A 26831-nucleotide genomic window follows, 5' to 3' on the forward strand; every position below is an offset into this window, starting at 1 on the left:
CGCCCGCACCGCCCCCCAAGGGGCGGGCGCAGTTCTGTTCCAAAGGCCACTCACAAGAGGCCCTCCAATTTCAACGGGTCAAAATTCGCGGTCGGGATCAACTCGACCCCCTCCTTACTCATCCGCACCTCAACGCCTGCATCGGTCAGGGCAGATTTCAGGGCATCAACAGGCCCGAAATCTTTTGTCTCCATTGCGGTCTGACGCGCGGCAAACAACTGCGCCTCCAATGCCGATAGATCAACATCGGGGGAGGCTGCCCAATCAGGCACCCCGACAGAGGCTAGACCCAATATCGAGAGGCCCGCACGCAAGGATGCAGCATCCCCAGACTGCGAAATCTGATGCAAGGCCGTAATCGCAAGGGGGGTGTTCAAATCATCAAACAGCGCCGCAAGCATCGCGTCAGGCACAGGGGCCTGCGGCGCATCAGCGGCCTGAGCATACCATTTGCGCAGCGTCTTCTCCGCCTCCTCCGCCTTCTTCGCGGTCCAATCCATGGGCTTCGAATAATGCGTGGACAGCATCACGAAGCGGATCACCTCGCCCGGCACGCCCTGATCCAGCAAATCGCGCACGGTGAAGAAATTGCCCAAGGATTTGGACATTTTCTTACCCTCGACCTGCAGCATTTCATTATGCATCCAAATATTGGCAAAGCCCGCGCCTTGATGGGCGCAGCAGCTTTGCGCGATCTCGTTCTCATGATGCGGGAACATCAGATCATTGCCGCCGCCATGAATATCGAAATGCGACCCTAGCAATTCGTGGCTCATGGCCGAGCATTCAATATGCCACCCCGGACGGCCATACCCCCATGGGCTGTCCCATCCGGGCGTGTCCGCACCGGATGGTTTCCACAGCACGAAATCCATCGCATCGCGCTTATAGGGGGCCACCTCGATCCGCGCGCCTGCGATCATATCCTCGACTGTGCGCCCTGACAGGCGGCCATAGTCGGGATAAGAGGCAACAGAAAACAGCACATGACCTTCAGCCGCATAGGCGTGACCCTTGGCGATCAGGTCTTCGATCATCGCGATCATCTGCGGGATATATTCGGTCGCGCGCGGCTCATGGGTGGGGCGGCTTACGCCGATGGCATCCATATCGGCGTGATACCAACCGATGGTTTCCTCGGTGATCTCGCCAATCGCGCGCCCTGTTTCGCGGGCCTTCGCGTTGATCTTGTCATCCACATCGGTGAAATTGCGCACATAGGTGACATGATCTTTGCCGTAGACATGGCAAAGCAGCCGATACAGCACATCAAACACAATCGCAGGGCGGGCATTGCCGAGATGGGCGCGGTCATAGACAGTTGGCCCGCAAACATAGAGGCGCAGATTCGTTGGATCAATCGGGGCGAAAACCTCGATTTTGCGCGTCATAGAATTGCGAAGCTTGATCTCACCCATCGCTTAGATTGCCCCTCTCCCTGAGCCTGACGCGGCACTGCGGCCACACCAGAATTCGCGCCATTGCCCTATCAGGTTGTTTTGGAATTGAAAATAACCCTTCGCGCGCCCGTTCCCGTCAACGCCCCCAAACCTCAGACAAGCGCCGCATAAATTCCTTGCATTTGATAAGAAATTGCACATTTTTAGGGCCATGTTTGAAGAGTTTGTCGAGCGCCATTGCAAATCGCTGCCTGGTGCACGCCTGGCTGACCCCTTCGGCCCAGACATGTATGTCTGGACGGTGGCCGAGAAGATGTTTGCTGCTTACACCAAAGGCAGCACGGGCGTGTCTATCCGCGCAAGATCGGCCCAAGAGGCGCAAAAAATGATCCAACAAGGCAAGGCCGTCTCTGCCCCCTATCTCAAAAGCGGGGGTTGGGTGATGGTCGAATGGCGCAACACAAGCCCGCATGAGCTGCGCCGCTATATCACGCAAAGCTATGCGCAGGTTCGGGCGGAATTAAACCCAAACCAACAGGCCAGCCTGCCGCCCTTTGATGCGGCGCAATTCAAGGGTTAACGGGGCAATGCCGCCGCTTCGCGCGCAAGGCTGGTGATTGCCTCCCAATCCCCCGCGACCATGGCCGCCTTTGGCGCGACCCATGATCCGCCCGCGCACAGCACATTGGACAGGCTCAGATAGCTTTGCGCATTGGCAAGGCTGACCCCACCCGTGGGGCAAAAGGCCACTTGCGGGATTGGCCCGCCGATGGATTTCAACGCAGGCGCCCCGCCAACCGCCTCGGCGGGGAAGAATTTCAGCATATCATAGCCCCGCTCATAAAGCGCCATCACCTCAGACGCGGTGACAGCGCCTGGAAGAAGCGGCAGCGCCTCATCTTCTGCCGCAGCCAAGACACGATCTGTCGCACCGGGGCTAACCGCAAAACGCGCCCCCGCGGCCTTTGCGGCCTTCATATCGGCGGGTGTCAAGATCGTGCCTGCGCCCACAATCCCACCCTCAACCTCGGACATGGCAGCGATAGCATCCAAGGCACAGGCGCTGCGCAACGTGACCTCAAGCACAGGCAGACCGCCCGCAACCAAGGCACGGGCTAAAGGCACCGCATGGGCGAGATCCTCGATCACCAAAACGGGAATGATGGGGGCGTGGGCCGCAAGGCCCCGCGCGAATTTTGATTGCTCTTGCGGTGTCATGGAACCCCTTTCCCTTTTCTACACAACAACACCAGCACCGCTTGAGGCGGGGCCAGCATGGGCGCGGAAGATTTCAAACAATTCACGGCCAATCCCGTGGCTATTGGCGCCAAGATCAGGTGTGACAGCGGCGCGATCTGCCAGATCAGGCACAAGAGCCTCAAGCACGCCTTTGACGGCATCCACGCGGATCATATCGCCCTCCTGCAACCGCGCAAGGAAACCACCATCCAACGCCTCAGGGCTGACATGGATTGCGGCAGGCACTTTGCCCGATGCGCCCGACATACGGCCATCCGTCACCAAGGCCACCTTGTGGCCGCGATCCTGCAACACCGCCAAAATCGGTGTCAGGTTGTGCAATTCTGGCATCCCATTGGCCTTTGGCCCTTGGAACCGCACCACGACCACAACATCGCGGTTCAAATCGCCTGACTGAAACGCCGCTTTGACCGAGGCTTGATCATGGAAAATTGCGGCGGGGGCCTCGATCACCTGACGCTCAGGGGCGACAGCGGACACCTTCATCACACCTTCGCCCAAATTGCCCTTAAGCGCCACAAGCCCGCCTGTGCTTTGGAAGGCATCCTTCGCAGGGCGCAGGATTTTTTCGTTCAGCGTGGTCTTGGGCCCTGCCTGATACACTACCTCGCCATCGCTTAGTTTTGGCTCTTGCGTGTAATGGGCCAAACCCTGCCCCATCACTGTCTGGGTGTCGGGGTGCAACAAGCCCGCATCGAGCAATTCGCCAATCATAAAGCCCAAACCGCCCGCAGCGTGGAAATGGTTCACATCGGCCAACCCATTGGGATAGACCCGCGCCATCAGCGGCGTTGCAGCAGAGATATCCGCGAAATCCTGCGGCTCTAGGATCACACCCGCCGCGCGGGCCATGGCGACCAAATGGATGACCAAATTGGTCGACCCGCCTGTGGCCATCAAGCCCACAAGACCGTTCACAAAGGCCTTTTCATCCAGAATATCGCAAACGGGGCGATAGTGATCCCCAAGCGCGGTGATCTTAGCCACCTGCGCAACCCCTGCATCGGTCAGCGCATCGCGCAAGGGCGTATGCGGGTTCACGAAACTGGCGCCGGGCAAATGCAGCCCCATAAACTCCATCAGCATTTGGTTGGAATTGGCCGTGCCGTAAAAGGTGCAGGTGCCCGGCCCGTGATAAGAGGCCATCTCGGCCTTCATCAATTCCTCGCGCCCGACCTCGCCTGCGGCGAATTTCTGGCGCACCTTCGCCTTTTCATCATTGGGTAAGCCACTGGTCATCGGCCCTGCGGGCAAAAAGATGGATGGCAAATAGCCAAATGTTGCCGCTGAAATCACCAAACCCGGAACGATTTTATCGCAAACGCCCAAATAAATTGCGGCGTCAAAGGTGTTATGGCTTAACGCGACACCTGCGGCCAAGGCGATTACATCGCGGGAGAACAAGCTTAGCTCCATCCCCACCTGCCCTTGGGTGACCCCATCGCACATCGCAGGCACACCGCCCGCAACCTGCGCCGTGGCCCCGTTGGCCCGCGCTGCGGCCTTGATCCGTTCGGGGAAATTCTCAAAGGGCTTATGCGCGGAAAGCATATCGTTATAGGCGGTCACAATCCCAAGATTTGGCGCGCGTGCCGCCACCAAAGGATCCTTGTCCCCCTCCATCGCCGCATAAGCATGGGCCTGATTGCCACAGGTCAAATGCGCACGGCGCGGGCCATCGGCGGCGGCTGCACGCATCCGATCTAGATAGGTCTTACGCGGCCCTTGCGAGCGCGCAATGATCCGCGCGGTGACAGCTTCGATACGGGTATCCAAGGACATAGACAAAAACCTCCATCTTCTGAGGCTTGCTATAATATGTTAGCGCTAACTATGCCAGAGGGAAATCGCACTCAATGCGGGGCTACATTCGGCAAAAACACCTTGTCGCCGCGATAAAGCAGCGAAATTCCCTTGTGGAAAAGGTGAATTTTCTCAGGTGCTGCACCCAGTCGCAGAACTTCCCCGCGCTTTGAGGGGTGAATCCCCGAAAGTTTTGCAATCACAGGATCATCGCCCGTGCTGCCTTTGCTGTCGAAATAGAGAAGCGTCACTTCGCCAAGCGCCTCGGTGATGCCGACACGCCCCTCAAAAGCGAAATCATCCCCTTCTGCGGCGACAAAATCTTCGGGGCGGATGCCGATCTCAACCTTCATGCCTTCATCGCCCTTTTGGGTCGGGATGGCGGCTGTGATGATCCCGCCACCTTGATCCGCTCGGATCTTGGTGGTTTTGCCTGTGCCAACCACCTCACCCGAGAGCAGGTTCATCGCGGGGCTGCCGATAAACCGCGCCACGAATGTGGAATTGGGCCGCTCGTAGAGATCAAGCGGCGCACCGACCTGCGCAATACCGCCCCCTGCCAAGACCACGATACGGCTTGCCAAAGTCATGGCTTCAACCTGATCATGGGTCACATAGATCATGGTGGTTTCTGGCATCGCCTCTTTAAGCTGCGCGATTTCAAGACGGGTCGCCACACGCAAAGCCGCATCTAGGTTCGACAGAGGCTCGTCAAAGAGGAACACTTTGGGGTCGCGCACAATGGCACGGCCAATTGCCACGCGTTGGCGCTGACCGCCTGACAATTCCTTGGGCAGGCGATCAAGCAAGCTGCCAAGCTGCAATTTCTCGGCAGCGGCGCGCACGGCCTTGTCAATGGCCTCTTTCCCCTGCCCTGCAATCCGCAGGGAAAAGGCCATATTATCATAGACGCTCATATGCGGATAAAGCGCGTAGGATTGGAACACCATCGCAATCCCACGTTGCGAGGGCGGCATATCATTGACGCGCATCCCGTCAATTTCCAACGTGCCGCCCGTGATCCGCTCTAGCCCCGCGATCATCCGCAACAGCGTGGATTTCCCACAGCCAGAGGGGCCAACGAAAACAACCAATTCGCCCGTCTTGATCTCAAGATCAATGTCAGACAGCACCTTGACCTTCCCATAGGCCTTTTCCACGGCACTCAGTTTCAAATCGGTCATCTTCAGCCCCCCTCTTGAACAGCCTTGCCGCGCCTTAGCGGTTCTGCGCGCCAAACCATGCTTGATAGGCGGGCAAGGTTAACATGCCTCCCGCAACCGTTGCATGGAATGGTGCGGTAATTTCGTCATATGCGCCCTCAGGCAGTGGCAGCTCGCGTGTCTCGCCGCTGAGGTTGAAGGCACAAAAGACCGCGCGCCCCTGATATCTGCGCCAGAACGCGACCACATCTTGCGTATGGGTGACAAATTCAAACTCCCCTTTGACCAATTCGGGCAAAGATTTCCGCAAAGCGATCATGTTGCGATAGAAGGCCAAAGTGCTGTCTTCAAGGCGGGTCTGCGCCTCCACTGAGCGCTGCAAATGCTCAACCGCGACAGGCAGCCATGGCTTGCTTTGGCTAAACCCGCCATTGTGATTGTCGCTGACCCATGGGATCGGCGTGCGACAGCCATCACGGCCCTTGAATTTTGGCCAAAAGCGGATGCCATAGGGATCCTGCAATTCTTCAAAGGCGACATAGGCCTCGGTCAGCCCCAATTCCTCGCCCTGATACAGGCAAACTGAACCGCGCAGCGACAACAAAAGTGCCGCAAAGACGCGCTGCCCTGCCTCATCCAAATTCCAACGGGTTGGATGACGCACCACATCATGGTTGGAAAAGGCCCAACAGGCCCAACCATCGCCAATGCTGGCCTCTTGCTTTTCAATGACCGCGCCCACGGTTTCCGCACTTGGCGTCTCTCCTGAAAGGAAGTCAAAGCTATAGCACATATGCACCTTATCACCGCCTGAGGTGTATTGTGACTGTATCTCAAGGCCATATTGCGCATCACCCACCTCGCCTACGGCGGTGGCAGCAGGGTATTCGTCCATCACCGCGCGCATACGGCGCAAGAAATCCAAATTCTCGGGTTGGTTTTTGTCATAAAGGTGATCTTGCCAATTATAGGGGTTCACCTCAGGCGCGATGGTGAAATTCCGCCGCTCTGGCGCAAGCGCGGGATTGTCGCGCAGCAGCTTGTCGTGGAAATAGAAATTGATCGTATCAAGGCGGAACCCATCAACCCCCCGATCCAACCAGAAGCGGCACACATCCAAAAGCGCATCCTGCACATCTGGGTTATGCAGGTTCAAATCTGGCTGCTCGACAAGGAAATTGTGCAGGTAATATTGCATCCGCTCGGGCGACCATTCCCACGCGCTGCCGCCGAAAATTGACAACCAGTTATTGGGCGGGCTGCCATCTGGCTTGGCATCGGCCCACACATACCAATCCGCTTTTGGATTGTCGCGGGTTTCGCGGCTTTCGATAAACCAAGGATGCTGATCCGAGCTGTGCGACAGCACCAAATCAATCAGAACCTTCAGGCCCAGATTATGCGCCTTTTCAATCAACGCATCGAAATCACCCAATGTCCCAAACATCGGATCGACATCGCGGTAATCCGAGACATCATAGCCGAAATCAAGCATGGGGGATTTAAAGAATGGCGAGATCCAAATCGCATCCACCCCAAGGCTTGCGATATGATCAAGGCGGTGAATGATCCCCGCCAGGTCGCCAATCCCATCATCATTGCTGTCTTGATAGCTGCGCGGGTAGATCTGATAGATCACCGCACCACGCCACCAATCCTTATCAATGCCAAGGATATCGTTGGGGTTAATTTCAGGCATGATTGTCATTTATATCTCTCATTTTACAGAGCCAGCCAAAAGGCCGCGCACCAAGTAACGTTGTAAGGAAAAGAAAACCACCAAAGGCACCGCGATGGATACAAAGGCAGAGGTCGCCAATATTTCCCAATCGCCGCCGCGTGTGCCCATCATTTCGACCAATTGCCGCGTCATCACCGTGGTTTCGCCCGAACTGTCGATCAAGAACACCATCGCGACCAAAAGGTCATTCCATGTCCAAAGAAATTGGAAAATCGCAAAGGACGCCAAAGCAGGAAAACTGAGCGGCAGGATAATGCGCGTGAAAATCTGAAACTCGGTCGCCCCATCCACGCGCGCGTTTTCAATCACCTCGCGCGGCAGACCCACCATGTAATTGCGCAAAAGGTAAATCGCCAAGGGCAAACCAAAACCCGTATGCGCCAACCAAACGCCCAAATAGCCTTTGCCAATACCGATATCATTATGCAGCTTCAGCAGGGGGATCAGCGCCAATTGCAGCGGCACAACCAACAACCCCACAACAGCCGCAATCAGCAGCGCCCGCCCTGGAAACTCCATCCACGCCAAGGCATAGGCCGCAAAAGCCGCGATCAAAATGGGAATGATCGTTGCAGGGATTGTCACCGTCAGAGTGTTGAAAAACGCCTTTGACATCCCCTCGCGGTTCGAAGGGTCGAACAGAACATTTTGATAATTGCCAAGGGTGAAATCAGGGGGGGCAGAAACAGTCACGAAAATCCGCGCACCGCGCCCCTCAATCTGATCCGCAGTGCCGCGCCATTCATAATCGCCGCGCGCCGTGACGGTCAGGGTTTCCCCCTCGCCCAGATCAGCGACCTCATCGGGTTGATAGGCATCAATCGCGCGCGAGGATGCACCCCATGCGCTGATCTCTCGGACGATCCCATCAAAGTTTGCGGCGGCCCCGCCCTCGACAAAAATATTGCCAGAAACGAGATAGAGACCATCGCCCAATTCCACCCGCGCCTCGTCAGGGTCTGCGGTGCGATAGGTTTCGTTTTGCACCGCAGGAAACAGCGCAGCCCACCATCCCGAACTGCGGATTTGATCCGTTGTGCGGAAGGACGACACCAATAGCCCCAGTGTCGGCAGCACCCATACGATCACAAGGGCCAAGGCCGAAAAATGCACCGCCCATGACAGGCCCGATTTGCGCCCCGCAATATGATCCATCAGCGCATCTCCCGTCTGGCGTTATAGACGTTCCACACAAGGATCGGCAGCACCAAGATCATAATCACCATGGCGGCCGCTGAACCCACGCCCCAATCATTGGCGCGGAACAGTTTGTCATACATGTAATTCGCCAAAACTTGGGTTTCCCATTGTCCGTTGGTCATCGCAAAAACGATGTCGAACACCTTGAGAACCACAATCGTAATGGTCGTCCAAACCACAACAATCGTGCCGGCGATTTGCGGCACTTTGATTTTAAAGAAAATTTGAAACGGGTTTGCCCCGTCCACAATGGCGGCCTCAATGGTTTCCTCGGGAATACCGCGCAAAGCCGCGGATAGGATCACCATGGCAAAGCCTGTCTGAATCCAAATCAAAACAATGATCAGGAAAATATTGTTCCAAAAAGGCACAGTCAGCCAAGTGATTGGGCTATCGCCGCCAAGCTGCAAATAAACGGCGTTAAGAATCCCGATCTGTGCCACATCCTCGGGGCGGGCATCATAGACCAATTTGAAAATCACCGCCGCGCCAACAAATGAAATCGCCATCGGCATAAAGATCAGGGATTTCGCGATATTCCCCCAACTGATCCGATCTGTCAGCTGCGCCGCCAACAAGCCAAAGGCAGTCGAGGCCGCAGGCACAATCAAAAGCCACAGGAAATTGTTGCGCAACGCCTCCCAAAACTTGGGGTCATCCGTCATGCGCGCGTAATTCTCAAGCCCAACAAAGGCGCCACCAAGGCTGCGGTCAGTCAAGGACAGACGCAATGTCTCAAAGACGGGATAGGTCAAATAAAGCGCAAGCGCGAAAAGAGCGGGAAATAGAAAAAGCCACGGGCGTATCGCATTGGCGCGATTGATATTTCGCCCTGCATTTGCCCCGCGCGCAGGAAACAGCACGCGATCAAGAATTTGGTTCGAGAGGTAAAAATAACCCACGCAGCCCCCCACCCCGATCAGGATGGTCAATGCCGCTTGCATGATTGGTGACATGGGTGCCCTCCCCCGATGCGCACGAAAAATCCGCGCAATCAAAAATAGGATCAGCCCGCGATACGCAGGCTGATCCAAAACCTAGCGCAATTTTATTTAATCGCGTCCCAGCTTTGCTGGATGGTGTCTGCCACAGTCGCCGCATCTGCGCCGCCTGCATAATCCACCATACCCGTCCAGAAGCTGCCTGCGCCAATCGCGCCGGGCATCAGGTCGGAGCCATCAAAACGGAAGGTCGTTGCGTTGAGCAAGATTTCCCCCTGACCGCGCAGCGTATCGGTTTCATATGTAGCCAAGTTCACGCCAGAATGGGGCGTCAAGAAGCCACCCTGCGCCATCATGATCTCATGGGCGACAGGTGTTTTGAGAAACTCGATAAAGGCCATGGTCGCGTCAGATGGATCTGTGATTGCCATCAACGTGCCGCCACCCAAAACTGGGCTGCCAAGGTCTTTTTCCGCGAATGCAGGGAAGTAGAAGAAATCAGCATCCTCGCCCACAACCGTGCCATCAGGGAAGAAGGCCGGAATGAAGCTGGCCTGACGATGCATGTAGCAGCCGGGAGGGGACTGAAACAAGCCCGCAGGGCTATCACGGAAATCGGTGGTTGCAACCGCGCCAGCGCCGCCCATCACATAGGCATCATTGCGTGCGAATTGACCAAAGGTTTCGATCGCCTCAACAACGCGCGGGTCATTGAATGGGATCTCATTGGCAACCCATGCGTCATAGACATCTGGTGTCTGTGTGCGCAGCATCAGGTCTTCAACCCAGTCGGTCGCAGGCCAGCCTGTAGCGGCCCCTGAACCCAGACCAATACACCAAGGCGTGCCCCCATCGGCAACGATCTGGTCAGAAAGTGCGATCAACTCTTCCATGGTTGTTGGCACTTCGTAGCCTGCATCCTCGAAATTCTCAGGCACATACCACACCAACGACTTGACGTTGACGTTGAAGAAGAAGCCATAGAACTGATCCGCGCCCGATTGATCGGCATATGTGCCCAGATCAACCCATGATGGGCCTGCTGCAAAATTCTCAGACACCCATGCGGCATTATCCGCGCCAAGCGGGGTCAAAAGACCATTGGCCGCCATATTGGCCGCAAGGCCAGGCTGAGGGAAAACCGCGATATTGGGGGCAGAGCCTGCCTCAGCGTCAATCACGATTTGCTGCTCAAAGCTATCCGACCCTGTATAGGTCGCATCCGCGCCTGTTGCCGCCTCGAAATAAGCCAAAAGCGCATCAAAGCGATCCGCCTCAGGCGAAAGCCAAGGGCCAGAAATCGTGACAGTCTGACCTGTCAAATCATGCGCCGCTGCGAATGCCTCGTAGCTGGCCCAATTGAAATCCCCCTCACCCACGGGGAACACCAAACCACCATGCGCGTCAGCCATCGCCATCCCCGAGGACAGCGCAAGGGCAGCGGCGCTTGCGTAAAACGAACGTTTCATAAGTAACCTCCCAGAACCGCACCCCCTCATTGAGGATGCTTAGAACCCGCATTTCAAAACCTATTCCGCGATTCCGTCAAGAGTGTTTCAAAGCGCTTTGGAAAAGAAATAGCCTTAACGACCCAAGACGCTGAAAGGGCAAGAGAATTTCAATATATTTGATTTTGCATTTGTTTTTGGCAGATACAGCGCGCCGCAATTTTAAAAATTTATTTTTGACAAGCCGCATAAAATTCGCCTAGCTGAGAAGAAATTTGAAAGCGCTTTGAAGGCAATCTTGTCGCGCAAGACGATGAAACGACTCAGCGCCATGCGCGACATAGGAAGGAGGGAGGCGATGAATTTAAAAGAATTGGCATCATCGCTTGGGCTGTCTCAGACCACAGTCAGCCGCGCCTTGAATGGCTATCCCGAGGTGAACCCTGAAACCCGCGCTCGTGTCGAGGCTGCGGCGCGTGCGGCGAATTACCAACCCAATTCCCGCGCCCGCCGCTTGGCCACAGGGCGCGCTATGACCATTGGCCATGTGATTACGCATACGGGCGAAACCGAAATGGTGAACCCGATTTTCGCAGATTTTCTTGCAGGTGCGGGCGAGGTTTATGCCCGCGAAGGCTATGACCTGCTTTTATCTATCGTGCATGAGGGGGCCGCCGAACGCGCCTATCGCCAGATGGCCGCGAATGGCTCGGTTGATGGGGTGATGGTGCAAGGCCCCCGCCAAGAGGACCCGCGCATTGCGCTGCTACAAGAATTGGGGCTGCCGTTCTTGGTGCATGGCCGCACGGGGGATGCGCGCGGCTATAACTGGCTAGATATTGCCAATTTGCAGGCCTTTCGCCGTGCGACCGAATTCTTGTTGGATTTGGGGCATAGCCGCATTGCCCTAATCAATGGCCAAGAGGCGATGGATTTCGCCGCCCGCCGCCGCCGCGGATATGAAGAGGCGCTGCGCGCGCGTGGCATCACCCCTGACGCAAGCCTGATGTATGCCGATGTCATGACCGAAGGCTATGGCCACCGCGCCGCGGCACAATTGCTTGACCGTGAAAACCGCCCCACCGCCTTCTTGGTGTCATCGGTGATTTCTGCCATTGGGGTGCGTCAAGCGGCATGGGAGCGCGGGCTACAACTGGGCCGCGATGTCTCGATCATCACCCATGATGATGTGCTTTCCTATCTCAACAATGATGCCGAAGGCCCCGCTTTTACCTCAACCCGCAGTTCAATTCGTTTGGCGGGGCGGCGCTGTGCAGAAATTTTGATCGAACGGATCAAACAGCCTGACGCGCCCTTTGTGCATGAATTATGGGAGGCTGAATTGATGGTCGGGCGCTCGACTGGCCCTGCACCCTAACGCCTGTCTCTGCCTGCCCCGCTTCAACCCTGCTGCCGCATTGCAATGAGTTCTCTCACCATGACCACCCCCACCCTTCCCGCGCGGTCGGATTTTCCGCAAGATTTCCTGCTTGGTGTCGCCACATCAGCCTATCAAATCGAAGGCCACGCTCAGGGTGGCGCGGGCCAGACTCATTGGGACACATTCGCCGCAACGGGCAACAACGTCACCCGCGCTGAAAATGGCGCGCTTGCCTGCGATCACCTGAACCGATGGGAAGACGACCTTGACCTGATCCGTGATCTTGGCGCTGACATATATCGCTTTTCGCTGTCATGGGCGCGGATCATGCCCGAGGGGCGCGGCGCGGTGAATAAGGCGGGCTTGGATTTCTATGATCGTTTAATTGACGGGATGTTGGCGCGGGGGCTGCGCCCTGCAGCCACGCTGTATCATTGGGAATTGCCTTCGGCCCTCGCGGATCAAGGCGGTTGGGTGAATGGCGATATGCCAAATTGGTTTGCCGATTACACCGAGATTGTGATGGCACGCCTTGGCGACAGGCTGTGGTCGGTCGCCCCCATGAACGAGCCGTGGTGCGTCTCATGGTTATCGCATTTCGAGGGGCATCATGCGCCCGGTCTGCGCGATATTCGCGCCGCAGCCCGCGCTATGCACCATGTTCTCTCCTCGCATGGCCGCGCGATCGAGGTGATGCGCGCGCGTGGCATGCGCAATCTGGGTGCCGTGTGCAATTTTGAGGCCGCCCTGCCCGCCGATGAAAGCCCCGCATCAAAGGCCGCTGCCGCGCGTTACGATGCGATCTATAACCAATTCTTCCTGTCAGGCCTGTTTCATGGCCACTATCCAGATCTAGTGCTTGAGGGGTTAGAGCAACATCTTCCCCAGAATTACCAAGACGATTTTGCCCATATCACCGCCCCGCTCGATTGGTTGGGCTTGAATTACTACACCTGCAAACGCCTGAGCGCAGGATGCGGAATTTGGCCCAACTACCAAGGCGTTGAGGGGCCATTGCCCAAAACCCAAATGGGTTGGGAAATTTACCCCGAGGGGTTGCATCATTTCCTGACCCATACGGCGAAAACCTACACGGGTGACTTGCCGCTTTATGTGACCGAAAACGGAATGGCGAATGACGATACGCCCGATCAGCCAGATGTGGCGCGCATAACCTATCTTGATGCCCATATGCGCGCCTGTTTGCGCGCGATTAAGGATGGCGCACCCTTGAAAGGCTATATCGCATGGTCGCTGATGGATAATTACGAATGGGCCTTTGGGTATGAAAAACGCTTTGGCCTTGTCCATGTTGATTTCGACAGCTTGCAAAGACGACCAAAAGCGTCCTATCACGCGCTCGCACAGGGCTGGCGCGCGGGCTAAATAAGGCAGGACGGAATGACATCTTCCCCCGATTTGGATTTGGTCGCTGATATCGGCGGCACCAACACCCGCGTGGCTTTGGCGCGCGCGGGCGTCATTGACCGCGACAGCATCCGCCGCTTTGCCAATAAAGACGCCGCTGATTTGCGCGAGATATTGGCGCAATTCATGGAACAGGCGGGCCTCCGTTCTGGCGCGCTCTCGGGCATTTGCGTGGCCGCCGCAGGCCCCGTGCGCGATGGCGTGGCCAAGATGACCAATTTGGATTGGCATATTGACCGCACGATGTTGGCTGATGTCTCGGGTGCGTCACGCGTGGCTGTGCTCAATGATCTACAGGCGCAAGGCTATGCGATTGGCCATATTTCCGATACGGAATTGCGTGTGATCCTGCCCCATGATCCCGCCTCTGCCCATGCAGCGAAATTGGTCATCGGCCTTGGCACGGGGTTTAACGCCGCCGCCGTATTTGACGGGCCGCGGGGCCGCGTGGTGCCCCCTTCGGAATCGGGCCATATCACCCTGCCCACCCCTGATGACCAAACCCGCGATCTTGCCCGCTTCTTAGCCGAAAAGCATGGCTTCGCCGCAGTCGAGGAGGTTCTCTCAGGGCGCGGGATCAGCCATGTTCACGCCTTTTTGCATGGGAGTGATCAGCCTGCGCAACAGATCATGGATGCGCTTGAGCAAGATGATGACAAGGCCCGCGCTACTGCTGCGCTCGTTGCGCAGGTTCTGGGCAATGTCGCAGGCGATCTGGCCTTGGTGAACCTGCCCTTTGGTGGGGTCTATCTGATTGGCGGCGTCTCGCGCGCCCTTGCGCCCTATTTAATGCAATTCGGATTTGCCGAGGCCTTTTCGAATAAAGGCCGCTTTGGCCCCTTTATGGCGCAATTCGGGGTCAGTGTGGTTGAAGATGATTTTGCCGCGCTCACAGGCTGCGCGCAGGCCTTGATCGAGCTTTAGAACGCGCGGTCTTTGACGGCCTGCATAGAGACATGTGTCGAGGTTGAGGCGACATGCGGCAGGGCGGATATGACCTCGCCCAATACGCGGCGATAGGCGCCCATATCGCGGCAGCGCACCTTGACCAAATAATCAAACGCCCCCGCAATCATGTGGCATTCTTCGATTTCGGGCACGGCAATGGTGGCTTTGTTAAAGGCGGCCAATGCCGCCTCGCGCGTATCGGACAATTTCACCTCAACAAAAGCCACATGTTCGCGGTCAAGTTTTACGGGATCAAGTTCCGCGCGGTAGCCACGAATATAGCCTTCCTGCTCAAGACGGCGCAGGCGCACTTGGGTCGGACTTTTCGACAGCCCCACCCGATCCGCCAATTCCGTTACGGAAATTCGGCCATCTTCCGAGACTTCCTTCAGAATCTTCCGATCAAACCCATCAATTTGCCCGCGTTCTGGCGATTTTGATACCATCAGACCCAACCTTTTCCTGTTTAATCAATTTATTTTCCCGCAAAACTACAAAGTCAAGGCGGATTTCCCGCCGATATCTTCGTATTGTCGGTCATCTTCACTTTAGCCCTGGTGTCCACATGACCGACCTTTCTGTGCTGCGCGATGCGATCCGTCACGATCACTTGGCCGATGAGGCCGCTATTCTCGACCGCCTGATAAAATCGCACGGCCCCGATCAGGCCACGCGCACAGCCGCCAAGGCGCGCGCAACCCGCTTGGTCACGTCCATCCGCAATGACGCAGATGCAGGGTTGATGGAGGTGTTTTTGGCCGAATATGGCCTCTCAACCCGCGAAGGCATTGCGCTGATGTGTTTGGCCGAGGCGCTGTTGCGCGTGCCAGATGCGACCACGATTGATGCTTTGATCGAAGACAAAATCGCCCCGTCAGCCTGGGGCGAGCATTTGGGAAAATCTTCCTCCTCGCTTGTAAACGCGTCTACTTGGGCACTGATGCTGACGGGGCGCGTTTTACAAGACGGCGAAGGCATGGATCGCGTGTTGCGCGGGGCCTTGCGCCGTTTGGGCGAACCTGTGATCCGCACCGCCGTGGCGCGCGCCATGCGCGAGATGGGGCGGCAATTCGTGTTGGGGCAAACCATGCCAGACGCGATGGCGCGCGCCGCCAAGCAAGAGGCAAAGGGATATAGCTATTCCTATGATATGTTGGGCGAGGCCGCGATGACCATGGCCGATGCGGATGCCTTTTTTGCCTCTTACAAAACGGCCATTGCCAAGATCACCCCGCGTTGTAGGGCAGAGGATATCCGCAGCAACCCTGGAATTTCGATCAAACTCTCGGCGCTCCACCCACGCTATGAAGTGGCACAAAAAGATCGTGTTATGTCCGAACTTGTGCCGCGCGTTTTGGAACTGGCCCTTGATGCGCGTCAGGGCGGGATGGGTCTTAACATTGATGCCGAAGAAGCAAATCGTCTTGATCTGTCGCTTGATGTGATTGAGGCGGTCTTGGCTGATCTACGCCTTGCAGGGTGGGACGGGTTTGGTGTTGTGGTGCAGGGCTATGGCCTGCGCGCAGGCGCGGTGATTGACTGGCTTTACGCCCTTGCCACCAAACTTGACCGCAAGATCATGCTGCGTCTGGTCAAAGGCGCCTATTGGGACACCGAGGTGAAATTGGCGCAGGTTGAAGGGTTGTCTGGCTTTCCTGTCTATACACGAAAATCCGCCACCGATGTGGCCTATCTGTGTTTGGCCAAAAAGCTGCTGGGTCTGACGGATCGCATCTATCCGCAATTTGCCACCCATAACGCCCATTCTGTGGCGGCCATTATCGAAATGGCAACAGACCCTACCCGTTTTGAGTTCCAACGCCTGCATGGGATGGGCGAGGCGCTGCATGATCTGGTGCTGAAGGGCAACGCCACGCGCTGCCGCATCTATGCGCCCGTTGGGGCGCATCGGGATCTTTTGGCCTATCTCGTGCGCCGCTTGTTGGAGAATGGCGCAAATTCTTCCTTCGTGAACCAAATCATGGATGAAAACACGCCACCTGAGGTGGTCGCAGCCTGCCCCTTTGAACGGCTCGAAGGCGCAGGGCCAAATCTTGCTGTGCGCCACCCAAGCGCGCTTTTTGCGCCCGAGCGCGCAAATTCACGCGGGTTCGACCTTAGCGATCCTGTAACCTTGGCCGAGCTAGACGCGGCGCGCGCGCCATTTCGGACGCATCAGTGGCAGGCAGGCCCCATTTTGGTCAAACCTGCGACAGGGGCCGATGACATCACCCAAACCTGCCCCGCCGATCCCGCCGACATCGTGGGCCGTTTTACCGAGGCCGCCGCAGGTGATATCGAGACTGCACTGATATCTGCGCAGGCTTGGGACGCACCTGCCGCAGAACGCCGTGCCTGCCTTGAACGGGCCGCCGATCTTTACGAAGCGCATCATGCCGAATTATTTGCGCTTCTGGCCCGCGAGGCGGGCAAAAGCCCCGCCGATGCAGTGGCCGAACTGCGCGAGGCGGTGGATTTCTTACGCTACTACGCGGCCCATGCGCCGCTTTTGCAGCAGCCCGCGCGCGGGGTGTTTACCTGTATCAGCCCGTGGAATTTCCCCTTGGCAATTTTCACAGGGCAAATCGCTGCCGCGCTTGCGGCGGGAAATGGCGTTTTGGCAAAGCCCGCTGAGACAACCACCCTCATCGGTGCGCGGGCCGTGGAATTGCTCCATGCCGCAGGCGTGCCGCGTGGCGCCCTGCAATTTCTGCCAGGACAAGGGGCCAAGATCGGGGCGGCCCTTGTCAGCGATGCGCGTGTTGCGGGCGTGTGCTTTACGGGATCAACGGCAACTGCCCAAGGGATTAACCGCGCCATGGCGGCCCATCTGCACCCCGCAGCCCCTTTGATTGCAGAGACAGGCGGCCTGAATGCCATGATCGTGGACAGCACAGCCCTGCCCGAACAGGCCGTGCGCGACATTGTCGCCTCGGCCTTTCAATCAGCGGGTCAGCGTTGCTCGGCCCTGCGGTTGCTCTATGTGCAAGAAGATATCGCAGAAGGCCTGTTACAGATGTTGCAGGGCGCGATGGAGGAACTCTCCCTCTCCCACCCATGGAACATATCCTGCGATGTGGCCCCCGTGATCACGGCAAGCGCGGCGGCAGAGATCAATGCCTATGTCCAACAGGCCCAGAGAGAGGGGCGTTTGATCAAACAGATCACCCCGCCCAGCACGGGCCATTATGTGGGGCCTGCGTTGATCTCATTGCCCGATGGGATCAACGACCTTGAGCGCGAAGTCTTTGGCCCTGTCTTGCATGTGGCCACTTATAAGGCCCGCGATCTGGCGCGGGTTGTGGCCGATGTGAATGCAAAGGGCTATGGCCTGACCTTTGGGATGCACAGCCGCATTGATGACCGCATCGCCGAGGTGGCGAGCCAGATCAAGGTTGGCAATCTCTACATCAACCGCAACCAAATCGGTGCCATTGTGGGCAGTCAGCCCTTTGGGGGCGAGGGTTTGTCTGGCACAGGGCCAAAGGCGGGCGGGCCGCACTATTTGCCGCGCTTTACGACCCCCAACCTCGCAGCAGAAGGCCCAATGGGCGATGCGCCCCCCTGTGATGAGGCCAAAGTGACCCGCGCCCTTGCAGCACTTGCACGTCCCTCTGACAGGCCCCTTTCCCAAGCAGAAATGCCTGGGCCTACAGGTGAATCAAACCTCTTGTCACGCTATGCGCGCGGGCGGGTTCTGTGTCTTGGGCCAACGGCGGAAGCGGCCATGATGCAGGTGCAAATGGCTACCGAGGCAGGCTGCACCGCCCTTGCGATTGCGCCCGGTGTTGGCGCGCATGGGGTTGCGGGGCTACTTCCTGCTGACATGCTGCGCAGTCTCACGGGGTTTGATGCCGTGATCTTATGGGCAGACCCCGAAGAGGCCCGCCCCTATCGCGCGGCTTTGGCGGCGCGCGAGGGCGCCTTGATCCCGCTGATTTGTGAACGCGACCCCAAACCGCGCCTGATCCTTGAGCGGCATATCTGCATTGACACCACGGCGGCGGGCGGCAATGCGCGGCTTCTGGCGGCGGCAGGTGAGGCCTAGATCGCCAACCCCACGGCGCGGCCAATCAGGGATGTGGCCACCATCGCCAAAACGCCCCAAAACATGACACGGAATGCGGCGCGCCCTTTGGGGGCGCCGCCCGCCTGCGCACCAAGCGCCCCAAGCGTGCCAAGGGCCGCCAATGTGGCCGCCCCCACCCAAAGCTCCACCTGATCATGCGGGGCCACGACCCCCATCAGCAACGGCACCAAAGCACCGCCTGCAAATGTGGCGGCAGAGACCACCCCTGCCTCTACAGGCTTGGGCGGCGAAAGATCGGTCAGCCCAATCTCATCGCGCAAATGTGCGCCAAGCGCATCTTTGCGGGTCAATTCGCGCGCCACCTCATCGGCCAACTGCTCCGACAAGCCGCGTTGACGATAGATCGCCGCCAATTCGGCCAATTCGCCCGCAGGGTTCAATTTCAACTCGCGCTTTTCGCGCTCGACATCGGCGCGCTCAACATCGGCTTGGCTTGAGACGGAAACATATTCCCCCGCTGCCATCGACATCGCCCCCGCAACCATGCCTGCAATCCCCGACAAGAGGATCGTGCCTTGATCCGCACCGCCCGCAGCAACCCCCACGATCAATGACGCTGTCGACAAAATCCCATCATTCGCCCCCATCACCGCCGCGCGCAACCATCCTGAGCGTTGCGACAAATGCGGTTCCTCATGGGCCGAGGGGACATTGTGGGTATCAGGTCGGTGTTCAGCCATAATTGGGGAATCCCATTTTTCCGGGGTTGAAAATATTTTGCGGATCAATCCCGCGCTTGATTGTGGCCATGACCTCCATCGCCTCTGGCCCCAATTCGCGGATCAGATAGGCGGCTTTGCCTTGGCCGATGCCATGCTCACCTGTGCAGGTGCCCTCCATCGCAATCGCCATATCATTCAGCCATGCAACAAACCCTTCGGCCATCTCAACCTCGTCAGGACTGTCCGTGTTGATCAACATCAACACATGGAAATTTCCATCTCCCACATGGCCCACAACGGGGGCGATCATGCCCAAATCTGCCGCACGCGTCTGTGCCTTTGTCACAGCCTCGGCCAGACGGCTGACGGGCACGCAAATATCGGTGGAAATCCCCTTTGCCCCAGGGCGCAGGGCCAAACCCGCCCAATAGGCATCATGGCGCGCTTGCCACAGTTGATTGCGCTCCTCCTCAAGGGTGGTTGCGGCAAAGCCCGTGCCGCCAAAATCAGCTGCAATCTCGCCAAAACTTGCTGCGTCCTCGGCCACGCCTGTTTCGCTGCCATGAAATTCCAATAACAAAAGCGGCGTTTCTGGCAGGGACAGTTTGGAATAACGATTAACGGCCTCAACCATCAGCTTGTCGAGCAATTCAATGCGCGCCACGGGCAATCCATATTGCACAGTCGCAATGACACATTCGCAGGCAGCCTCGACCGAAGGGAACGAACAAGTCGCCGCAGAAATGGCCGCAGGGATACCGCGCAGACGCAAGGTTAACTCGGTGATCAGGCCAAGCGTGCCTTCAGAGCCGATCATCAGATGGGTCAAATCATACCCTGCCGAAGATTTCCGCGCCCGCGCGGCGGTTTTTACAATCTCCCCCGATGGCAAAACCGCCTTCAGCCCAAGGATATTTTCCTTCATCGTGCCGTAGCGCACGGCATTCGTGCCGCTTGCCCCCGTGGCCGCCATACCGCCAAGCGTTGCATCTGCTCCTGGATCCACGGGAAAGAACAGCCCCGTGTCGCGCAGATGCGTGTTCAACGCCTTACGCGTGACACCTGGCTCAATCACGACATCCATATCCTCGGCACTGACCCGAAGAATGCGGTTCATCTGACTGAAATCAATGCAAATTCCCCCCGCGGATGCATTCACATGCCCCTCAAGGGATGAGCCTGCCCCAAAGGGGATCACAGGCACATGATGACTCGCGCACAGGCGCACGACATGTTGAACTTCCTCGGTGGATTGCACAAAAACCACAGCATCAGGCGCTTGGGTGCGCAGCCATGTGGTGGTGTGGCCATGCTGTTCGCGCAAGGCGGCACTGGTCGCAAGCCGCGCCCCAAATTGCCCTGCAAGCGCCTCGATCACGGTGGCAATGCCATGCTCATTGCGCGGAAGATCTAAAATTTCAGCCATGGTGATGCACTTTCCCTGTTGCTGCCTTTATGTTTAGCGACAGCCGCACTGAAGAAAAAGGGGGGCCGCACACTCGGGGCTAAAGCCCGTAAAGGGCGCCGAATTTTTCCTCGAGATAGCGCAACAGCGGTTCAGGGGAGACAGGCCCACCGATTGCATCCTCAATCGTCTGGCGCGGCGGTTTCAGGCTGCCGTGGCGTTGCAATCTCTCGCGCAGCCAATCGGTTGCAGGGCGTGGATTGCCCTGTGCCAATGCCGCATCCAAATTTGGCACATCTGCGCGCAAAGCCTGCATCAAGCAGCCCGCATAGACATTGCCAAGCGCGTAGGTGGGGAAATATCCAAACAGGCCCGCCGACCAATGCACATCTTGCAAGACCCCGTGGCTTGGGCGAGCCACGGCGAACCCAAAATCAGCCATAAAGCGATCATTCCATGCCGCCTCAAGATCACCCACGGCCAGATCACCGCTGATCAATGCCTGCTCAAGATCAAACCGCAGCATGATATGCAGGTTATACTGCACCTCATCGGCCTCGGTGCGGATATAGCCTTTGGCAACCCGATTGATCGCCGCGTAAAGCGCGGCAGGGCTATCTGTTGACAGCCCACCAAAGGCCGTCTGCATCTGCCCATAAAGCCATGTCACAAAAGGCAGGGACCGACCAAGCTGATTTTCGTAAATGCGGCTTTGGCTTTCATGCACCCCCATCGAGGCCCCCTGCCCTAATGCGGTCAAATGATAGAGCGGGTCGATATTTTGCTCGTAGCAGGCATGGCCCACTTCGTGAATGGTCGAATAAAGCGCATTAAACGGATCATCCCGCGCCACCCGCGTGGTGATGCGACTGTCACTGCCTGAGCCAGAAGAAAACGGGTGAACGGCAAGATCAATCCGCCCTTTGTCGAGATCATAGCCAAAGGCCAAGGCAATCTCGCGCGTCAGGGCAAGTTGCGCTGTCTCGTCAAAATCACCCGATATCGCCGCGGGCATCGGTTTCTCAAGGATCGCCGCGCGCAAGGACACAAGGCGCGGACGCATCGCATCAAACAGGGCCGCAATTTCGCGGGCGCGCATTTCGGGTTCATAATCGTTTAACAGCGCATCATAAAGGGCCGCACCACGCGTCTCGCCTGACAGACAGGCAGCCTCTTCGCGGCGCAGGGTGATCAGTTGCTCAAGAACAGGTAAAAATCCCGCAACATCATCTTCGGCGCGGGCCTTGGCCCAGACCCCATGGGCGAGCGAGGCCGTGCGCGCCAATTCCGCCGCCAAACGCGCGGGGATTTTTGTAGCACGCTGATATGACCGCGAGATCAGCCGCAAAGAGGATACTTCAAAATCCGTTTCAGCCTGTGCGGTTTCCAGCAGTTCGCCAAGTGCAGGGTCAGTGCGGCGGGCGTGCAGAACCCCCTCCATCGCTGCGATTTCTTCGGCGCGCTGTGTCGCTGCCCCCTTGGGCATCATGGTTTCTTGATCCCAATGCAACCGCCCCGCGACCTGCTCAAGCGCGGCGGTTTGCGCTGCATGGGCCAAAAGATCCTGCATCGCGCTCATGCCGCTGCCCCACGCAAGGATTGCTCAGGCGGATAAATCGCGAGGAACCGCGCGCGCAAAATCAAGACAACCAAGGCCACCGCGCCAAGCTGATGGGTCAGCCCAAGGGCAATTGGCGCAGAATGCATCACCGTTACAATCCCGATCACCACCTGCCCAAATAGCATCACCGCCATCCACGCATAGGATTGGCGCACCATCGCATTGCCCGATTTGCGCCCTTTGAGCCAAACCGCAATCCCATAGGCAAACACAAGATAGCCCAGCATCCGGTGGATGAATTGGACGGTGCCATCATTTTCGAACAGATTGCGATACCAAGGGTCAATCGCCCACATATCAGGCGGGGTGAAACCGCCCGCCATCAAAGGCCAATCAATATAATTGCGCCCTGCATCGATACCCGCGACCAAAGCCCCAACCAAGACTTGCAAAAAGGTGAGATGCAAAAGCCCCGTGGTCATACCAAAAAGGCGCTTATCGCCCGCACGCCGCGCCGCCAATAACGCGGGCGCAGGTCGGCTGAGCTGCAAAATAAACCATGTGATAAGGGCAAGGATGAAGAACGCGACACCCAAATGTGTCGCCAACCGATAGGAGGCAACATCAAACATGCCAGGCGCAAGACCTGAATAGACCATCCACCATCCGATGGCCCCTTGCAGACCACCAAGCGCCCCAAGCGCCACGATTTTTGGAACCCACCCTTTGATCAGATTACCAGAGAGCGCAAGCGCGGCAAACCCAAGGGCCCAAACAAGACCGATTGCGCGCCCCCACTGACGATGGCCCCATTCCCACCAGAAAATATACTTAAACTCGGCCATCGACATGCCGCGATTTTGCTGTTGGTATTCGGTTGTCTGCTGATAGGCGGTGAATTGCTCTTGCCACTGGTCATCACTGAGCGGCGGAATGGCCCCCGAAATCGGCGCCCATTGAACGATAGACAACCCTGAATCGGTCAGGCGCGTCATGCCCCCAATGGCAATCATCGCCGCAACCATCACAAAGAGAACCGCCAAATAGGCCCGCATCCATCTGCGCGCCGCGCCCGTGTCGCGGGAAATCCCCGAAGGGTTCGGGCCTGTTTTCCCCGTCCCAGAGGGCCCTTTGACGGATTGGTCGACCTCTTCGAAAATATTGCGGCTCATGGCGCGGCCCCTTCTCGATCTTCATTTGGCAAAAGACCTAGCGCCTTGGCAAAGGCTTCGCAAGAATGCGCGGCAGTTTGGCGCTAGGGCCGATCGCGCCAACGCTGCATCTGTCGCAAAATGCCGTGAAACAGCTGAACATCGGCCCGCGTCAGGGGCAGACGCCCCCACAGATTGCGCAAGACCAGCTTCATGCCTGCAGCCTTTGTTTCGGGAAAGAAATAGCCCATTTCATCAAGCTTTTCTTCGTAGTGATCCGCCAGTTTTTCCACCTCAATCGCGGTTGCAAAATCGCTGCGGGCAAATTCCATGCGCATTTCCACCACCTCGGTGGTTTGGCGGCGCCACTCATAAGCGCAGAGCAGCACCGATTGCGCCAGATTGAGCGAGGGAAAATCAGGGTTCACGGGCACAGTTATAATCGCATCAGCCCGTGCGATATCGTCATTTTCCAAACCTGTGCGCTCGGGGCCAAAGATCACCGCAACCTTGCCGCCCGCGGCATGGATGGCCCGCGCCTGCGCCATCGCCGCCTCGGGGCTGAGGATGGGTTTGGTCAGGCCCCGTTCGCGGGCGGTGGTCACAAACACATGGGTGCAATCGCCAATCGCCTCGGGCGTTGTCTCCACCACCAAAGCAGGATCAAGCACCACGCCGGCGGCGCCACTGGCCAAGGCCACCGCGCGTTCATTCGGCCACCCATCGCGCGGGGCCACAAGGCGCATATGGTTCAGGCCGAAATTCCACATTGCCCGTGCCGCCGCGCCAATATTCTCACCCATCTGCGTGCGCACAAGCACGAAACAGGGCATTGGATGGGCGGTTGCGGGAATTTGGCTATCGTCACTCATGACCCTGCCATAACGCGCGGCGGCATTCTTGCCAAGCGCCCCATTGCTGAACGCAAAGCAAACCATTAGGAACACACAAAGACTGACAAGAGGCAGCCCTATGTCCGACATGGATATTCCACAGATTTACCTTGTGACCCCGCCAAATTTTGAGCTGACGGGCTTTGGCGCACAGCTTGCGGCAGTTTTGGATGCCTATCCTATCGCCTGCCTGCGCCTTGCTCTGGCAAGCCGTGATGAGGATGACCTCGCGCGCGCGGCAGATCACTTGCGCGAAATTGCCCATGCCCGCGACATCCCCTTGGTGATGTCAGAACATATCAAACTGGTCGAACGCTTGGGGCTTGATGGCGTGCATCTCTTGGATGGGTCGCGCAGCACCCGCAAAACCCGCGCGGATCTTGGCGGCGATGCAATCATCGGTTGCTTCTGCGCCAATTCCCGCCATGATGGGATGAATGCAGGGGAAATGGGGGCGGATTACATCAGTTTCGGCCCTGTTGGCGACACAAGCCTTGGCGATGGCAGCCGCGCCGAAGATGATCTTTTCGCATGGTGGAGCCAGATGATCGAACTGCCAGTCGTGGCCGAAGGCGCGCTGACGCTTGCAGATATCGAACGCCTTGCGCCGATCACAGATTTCTTCGCCATCGGTGAGGAAATTTGGCGCAAAGACGACCCTGTGGCAGCCCTTAAGACGCTGCTGTCCCCTCTGGGCTAAGGGCCTGAGCAAGCCCCGCACGCACGGCCGTTTCGGCGGCCTGCGCCAGTGCCTTGCGCGATGCAAACTGTGAGACGCGCAAAGGCGCGTGATAGATGACCGTGACATGGCCATTTTTGCGGACAGATAGCACCCGCATCAGACCCGCACCAAAGGATTGATCCCCCCACCACCCATAAAAGGCGGGATTTTCGCCTGCGGGGGCGTGATAGGCGATGGTGACGGGCTGAACAGTGATATCCCGTGGCAGATCAGCCGCAAAAAACGCCTCAAACAGGCTTGAGCGGAAGGGTAAAACGCGCAACCCATCGGTGGATGTACCTTCTGGGAAAAACACCAAACGCTCGGAACCTTCTGCAAGGCGCATATGCAACAGGCGATTTTGATCTTTTGCCGCCATGCGCCGCCGCTCGATGAAAACGGTGCCTGCTGCGCGCACCAAAATCCCAATACCCGCCCAATCGCGCACTTCGGATTTTGCCACGAACACCACAGGCCCGCCCGCATTGAGCGGGAAAATATCAAGCCAAGACACATGATTGGCGACAATCGCGCCCGCAGCTTGTGCGGCATTTCCTTTGCGCGTCACCTTGAGGCCCAAAATCATACAGACAAAGGCGCAGACGATTTGCGTGATCCGCGCAGTTACAGGGCGGCGCAAAGGCCCCGCTATGACGCGCTCTGGCACGCGGCACAAAAGCAGGGTCAAAAACCCAAACCCAATGACCAGAAGGATCGCTGCCCCGCGCAGACAGGCGCGCAGAAGACCCAAAACCCCAACAGATGCGGGCGTGACCTGAGGGGCGCCATCCCAGCGCATGCGCCTATATCCCCCGACCCCGCGCGTAGAGCGCGCGGTGTTTTTCCGACATCAGGGCCGTATCAAGGATCAAACAAATATCTGTGCAATTAAAGGCGTGATCCACAAAGGCCCCCTGCCCAACCGCACCACCAAGGCGCAGATAGGCCTTGATCAACACGGGCAGCGCACGCGTAGCAGCCGTGCGCTCAAGCGCGTCTTCGGCAATGAGGTTCATATCCTGATAACCCGCCGCCCGCGCCTTTGGGCGCAGCCCCTCAGGCGCAAGATGGCGGTGATGCAGCAGCGACAGAGGCGCGGCCAATTTAGCCACATCGGTGCCATGCAGGGACGCCACCCCAAATAGAATTTCAATCTCATGGGTCACGATATAATCGGCCAGCCCATTCCATAAATGCATCAGCGCCGTGCCCCCGCGATAATCGGCATGCACGCAAGACCGCCCTAATTCCAGCAAACGCCGACCCGAAGATTTGAGGGGCGCGAGATCATATTCGTCTTCCGAATAGAATTGACCTGCGGCTTTGGCCCCGTGCTCCTGCATCACGCGGTAAACGCCCACAACTTGCTCGCCCACAGCGCGGCGATGATCCAGAAGCATGAGATGATCAAAAAATGGGTCAAAGCGATCTGCCTCAAGCCGCGCCTCATGATCCACCAAGGCCCCATCAGCGCCCAATTCCGCCACGAATACCTCATAGCGCAGGCGCTGTGCCGCGCGAATATCCTCTGGGCTTGCGGCCAATCGCAGCTCAAAATGCGGCTCTTGCGACACCATAAGGTGGGCCTTCCTGTCTTGGCTGTGCCTTTCGCGCCGCAAATTTGCGGCCTTTGGG

Annotated in this window: 22 protein-coding genes; 6 read left to right on the plus strand and 16 right to left on the minus strand. The window is 57.7% G+C overall.

Features of this window, described 5'->3' with window-relative positions:
* Nucleotides 1-50: 50 nt before the first annotated feature.
* Nucleotides 51-1418, minus strand: a complete 1368-nt coding sequence (gene cysS / locus AAC620_RS03405; RefSeq protein WP_340242805.1) for a cysteine--tRNA ligase — start codon at nucleotides 1416-1418, stop codon at nucleotides 51-53.
* Nucleotides 1419-1611: 193 nt separating this feature from the next.
* Between cysS and AAC620_RS03410 the strand changes: the two genes are divergently transcribed.
* Complete coding sequence (locus AAC620_RS03410; RefSeq protein WP_340242807.1) at nucleotides 1612-1980, plus strand: MmcQ/YjbR family DNA-binding protein; 369 nt, start codon at nucleotides 1612-1614, stop codon at nucleotides 1978-1980.
* Here AAC620_RS03410 and eda read toward each other — a convergent pair.
* The 7 genes from eda to AAC620_RS03445 all read right to left on the minus strand — a co-directional run bounded on the left by eda (nucleotide 1977) and on the right by AAC620_RS03445 (nucleotide 10977).
* The gene (gene eda, locus AAC620_RS03415; RefSeq protein WP_340242808.1) at nucleotides 1977-2618 is read right to left on the minus strand and encodes a bifunctional 4-hydroxy-2-oxoglutarate aldolase/2-dehydro-3-deoxy-phosphogluconate aldolase; all 642 of its coding nucleotides are present in this window, start codon (nucleotides 2616-2618) and stop codon (nucleotides 1977-1979) included. The two genes, AAC620_RS03410 and eda, sit on opposite strands and share 4 nt — an antisense overlap.
* An 18-nt stretch (nucleotides 2619-2636) precedes the next feature.
* Nucleotides 2637-4442, minus strand: coding sequence for a phosphogluconate dehydratase (edd, locus tag AAC620_RS03420; RefSeq protein ID WP_340242809.1), 1806 nt, complete (start codon nucleotides 4440-4442; stop codon nucleotides 2637-2639).
* Between the two features lie 71 nt (nucleotides 4443-4513).
* Nucleotides 4514-5647, minus strand: a complete 1134-nt coding sequence (locus AAC620_RS03425) for an ABC transporter ATP-binding protein (RefSeq protein ID WP_340242810.1) — start codon at nucleotides 5645-5647, stop codon at nucleotides 4514-4516.
* A 34-nt stretch (nucleotides 5648-5681) separates the two neighbouring features.
* On the minus strand, nucleotides 5682-7334 hold the full coding sequence (locus AAC620_RS03430; protein ID WP_340242811.1) for an alpha-amylase family glycosyl hydrolase: 1653 nt from the start codon (nucleotides 7332-7334) through the stop codon (nucleotides 5682-5684).
* Nucleotides 7335-7343: 9 nt separating this feature from the next.
* Nucleotides 7344-8522 (minus strand): carbohydrate ABC transporter permease, encoded by a 1179-nt coding sequence (locus tag AAC620_RS03435; RefSeq protein WP_340242812.1) that lies wholly within the window; start codon nucleotides 8520-8522, stop codon nucleotides 7344-7346.
* Complete coding sequence (locus tag AAC620_RS03440; RefSeq protein ID WP_317654513.1) at nucleotides 8522-9523, minus strand: carbohydrate ABC transporter permease; 1002 nt, start codon at nucleotides 9521-9523, stop codon at nucleotides 8522-8524. Before AAC620_RS03440 ends, AAC620_RS03435 begins: the two co-directional genes overlap by 1 nt.
* 92 nt (nucleotides 9524-9615) lie before the next feature.
* The gene (locus AAC620_RS03445) at nucleotides 9616-10977 is read right to left on the minus strand and encodes an ABC transporter substrate-binding protein (protein WP_340242813.1); all 1362 of its coding nucleotides are present in this window, start codon (nucleotides 10975-10977) and stop codon (nucleotides 9616-9618) included.
* Nucleotides 10978-11269: 292 nt separating this feature from the next.
* On the opposite strand from AAC620_RS03445, the gene AAC620_RS03450 reads away from it, so the two are divergent.
* From AAC620_RS03450 to AAC620_RS03460, 3 genes are read left to right on the plus strand one after another with little or no spacing between them, the layout of a single operon-like run.
* Complete coding sequence (locus tag AAC620_RS03450; protein WP_340242814.1) at nucleotides 11270-12334, plus strand: substrate-binding domain-containing protein; 1065 nt, start codon at nucleotides 11270-11272, stop codon at nucleotides 12332-12334.
* 45 nt (nucleotides 12335-12379) lie between these two features.
* Nucleotides 12380-13723, plus strand: a complete 1344-nt coding sequence (locus AAC620_RS03455; RefSeq protein ID WP_340242815.1) for a GH1 family beta-glucosidase — start codon at nucleotides 12380-12382, stop codon at nucleotides 13721-13723.
* Between the two features lie 15 nt (nucleotides 13724-13738).
* Nucleotides 13739-14689: a glucokinase gene (locus tag AAC620_RS03460; protein ID WP_340242816.1), complete on the plus strand. Its 951-nt coding sequence runs from the start codon at nucleotides 13739-13741 to the stop codon at nucleotides 14687-14689.
* Here AAC620_RS03460 and AAC620_RS03465 read toward each other — a convergent pair.
* A complete protein-coding gene (locus AAC620_RS03465; RefSeq protein WP_317654506.1) occupies nucleotides 14686-15159 on the minus strand; it encodes an Lrp/AsnC family transcriptional regulator in 474 nt (157 codons plus the stop codon). The two genes, AAC620_RS03460 and AAC620_RS03465, sit on opposite strands and share 4 nt — an antisense overlap.
* Nucleotides 15160-15278: 119 nt before the next feature.
* Between AAC620_RS03465 and putA the strand changes: the two genes are divergently transcribed.
* Complete coding sequence (gene putA, locus AAC620_RS03470) at nucleotides 15279-18761, plus strand: bifunctional proline dehydrogenase/L-glutamate gamma-semialdehyde dehydrogenase PutA (protein ID WP_340242817.1); 3483 nt, start codon at nucleotides 15279-15281, stop codon at nucleotides 18759-18761.
* On the opposite strand, the gene AAC620_RS03475 is transcribed toward putA, so the two are convergent.
* From AAC620_RS03475 to AAC620_RS03495, 5 genes are all read right to left on the minus strand, one after another.
* Nucleotides 18758-19483, minus strand: a complete 726-nt coding sequence (locus tag AAC620_RS03475) for a VIT1/CCC1 transporter family protein (protein WP_340242818.1) — start codon at nucleotides 19481-19483, stop codon at nucleotides 18758-18760. The two genes, putA and AAC620_RS03475, sit on opposite strands and share 4 nt — an antisense overlap.
* Nucleotides 19476-20891 (minus strand): FAD-binding oxidoreductase, encoded by a 1416-nt coding sequence (locus AAC620_RS03480; protein ID WP_340242819.1) that lies wholly within the window; start codon nucleotides 20889-20891, stop codon nucleotides 19476-19478. Before AAC620_RS03480 ends, AAC620_RS03475 begins: the two co-directional genes overlap by 8 nt.
* Before the next feature lie 79 nt (nucleotides 20892-20970).
* The gene (locus tag AAC620_RS03485; protein WP_340242820.1) at nucleotides 20971-22449 is read right to left on the minus strand and encodes a carboxypeptidase M32; all 1479 of its coding nucleotides are present in this window, start codon (nucleotides 22447-22449) and stop codon (nucleotides 20971-20973) included.
* A complete protein-coding gene (gene ctaA, locus AAC620_RS03490) occupies nucleotides 22446-23603 on the minus strand; it encodes a heme A synthase (RefSeq protein ID WP_340242821.1) in 1158 nt (385 codons plus the stop codon). The genes AAC620_RS03485 and ctaA overlap by 4 nt, the downstream gene beginning before the upstream one ends.
* An 83-nt stretch (nucleotides 23604-23686) precedes the next feature.
* Nucleotides 23687-24454 (minus strand): RNA methyltransferase, encoded by a 768-nt coding sequence (locus AAC620_RS03495; protein WP_340242822.1) that lies wholly within the window; start codon nucleotides 24452-24454, stop codon nucleotides 23687-23689.
* Between the two features lie 100 nt (nucleotides 24455-24554).
* On the opposite strand from AAC620_RS03495, the gene AAC620_RS03500 reads away from it, so the two are divergent.
* Nucleotides 24555-25175, plus strand: a complete 621-nt coding sequence (locus AAC620_RS03500) for a thiamine phosphate synthase (protein WP_340242823.1) — start codon at nucleotides 24555-24557, stop codon at nucleotides 25173-25175.
* On the opposite strand, the gene AAC620_RS03505 is transcribed toward AAC620_RS03500, so the two are convergent.
* Both AAC620_RS03505 and AAC620_RS03510 read right to left on the minus strand, forming a co-directional pair.
* Entirely contained in the window at nucleotides 25147-25995 is an 849-nt protein-coding gene (locus AAC620_RS03505; protein ID WP_340242824.1) for a lysophospholipid acyltransferase family protein, read from the minus strand. The two genes, AAC620_RS03500 and AAC620_RS03505, sit on opposite strands and share 29 nt — an antisense overlap.
* Before the next feature lie 4 nt (nucleotides 25996-25999).
* Nucleotides 26000-26773 (minus strand): GNAT family N-acetyltransferase, encoded by a 774-nt coding sequence (locus AAC620_RS03510; RefSeq protein ID WP_340242825.1) that lies wholly within the window; start codon nucleotides 26771-26773, stop codon nucleotides 26000-26002.
* Nucleotides 26774-26831: the final 58 nt, after the last annotated feature.

The sequence above is a fragment of the Roseobacter sp. HKCCA2468 genome (assembly GCF_037805105.1).
Classification (GTDB): Bacteria; Pseudomonadota; Alphaproteobacteria; order Rhodobacterales; family Rhodobacteraceae; genus M30B80.

Coding starts and splice junctions, on each gene's coding strand:
- AAC620_RS03435 (WP_340242812.1), bottom strand. CDS start 8,522: ATGGATCATATTGCGGGGCGCAAATCGGGCCTGTCATGGGCGGTGCAT.
- AAC620_RS03500 (WP_340242823.1), top strand. CDS start 24,555: ATGTCCGACATGGATATTCCACAGATTTACCTTGTGACCCCGCCAAAT.
- AAC620_RS03430 (WP_340242811.1), bottom strand. CDS start 7,334: ATGACAATCATGCCTGAAATTAACCCCAACGATATCCTTGGCATTGAT.
- AAC620_RS03480 (WP_340242819.1), bottom strand. CDS start 20,891: ATGGCTGAAATTTTAGATCTTCCGCGCAATGAGCATGGCATTGCCACC.
- cysS (WP_340242805.1), bottom strand. CDS start 1,418: ATGGGTGAGATCAAGCTTCGCAATTCTATGACGCGCAAAATCGAGGTT.
- edd (WP_340242809.1), bottom strand. CDS start 4,442: ATGTCCTTGGATACCCGTATCGAAGCTGTCACCGCGCGGATCATTGCG.
- AAC620_RS03495 (WP_340242822.1), bottom strand. CDS start 24,454: ATGAGTGACGATAGCCAAATTCCCGCAACCGCCCATCCAATGCCCTGT.
- AAC620_RS03460 (WP_340242816.1), top strand. CDS start 13,739: ATGACATCTTCCCCCGATTTGGATTTGGTCGCTGATATCGGCGGCACC.
- AAC620_RS03445 (WP_340242813.1), bottom strand. CDS start 10,977: ATGAAACGTTCGTTTTACGCAAGCGCCGCTGCCCTTGCGCTGTCCTCG.
- AAC620_RS03475 (WP_340242818.1), bottom strand. CDS start 19,483: ATGGCTGAACACCGACCTGATACCCACAATGTCCCCTCGGCCCATGAG.
- AAC620_RS03465 (WP_317654506.1), bottom strand. CDS start 15,159: ATGGTATCAAAATCGCCAGAACGCGGGCAAATTGATGGGTTTGATCGG.
- AAC620_RS03485 (WP_340242820.1), bottom strand. CDS start 22,449: ATGAGCGCGATGCAGGATCTTTTGGCCCATGCAGCGCAAACCGCCGCG.
- AAC620_RS03410 (WP_340242807.1), top strand. CDS start 1,612: ATGTTTGAAGAGTTTGTCGAGCGCCATTGCAAATCGCTGCCTGGTGCA.
- putA (WP_340242817.1), top strand. CDS start 15,279: ATGACCGACCTTTCTGTGCTGCGCGATGCGATCCGTCACGATCACTTG.
- AAC620_RS03425 (WP_340242810.1), bottom strand. CDS start 5,647: ATGACCGATTTGAAACTGAGTGCCGTGGAAAAGGCCTATGGGAAGGTC.
- eda (WP_340242808.1), bottom strand. CDS start 2,618: ATGACACCGCAAGAGCAATCAAAATTCGCGCGGGGCCTTGCGGCCCAC.
- AAC620_RS03510 (WP_340242825.1), bottom strand. CDS start 26,773: ATGGTGTCGCAAGAGCCGCATTTTGAGCTGCGATTGGCCGCAAGCCCA.
- AAC620_RS03455 (WP_340242815.1), top strand. CDS start 12,380: ATGAGTTCTCTCACCATGACCACCCCCACCCTTCCCGCGCGGTCGGAT.
- AAC620_RS03440 (WP_317654513.1), bottom strand. CDS start 9,523: ATGTCACCAATCATGCAAGCGGCATTGACCATCCTGATCGGGGTGGGG.
- AAC620_RS03505 (WP_340242824.1), bottom strand. CDS start 25,995: ATGCGCTGGGATGGCGCCCCTCAGGTCACGCCCGCATCTGTTGGGGTT.
- AAC620_RS03450 (WP_340242814.1), top strand. CDS start 11,270: ATGAAACGACTCAGCGCCATGCGCGACATAGGAAGGAGGGAGGCGATG.
- ctaA (WP_340242821.1), bottom strand. CDS start 23,603: ATGAGCCGCAATATTTTCGAAGAGGTCGACCAATCCGTCAAAGGGCCC.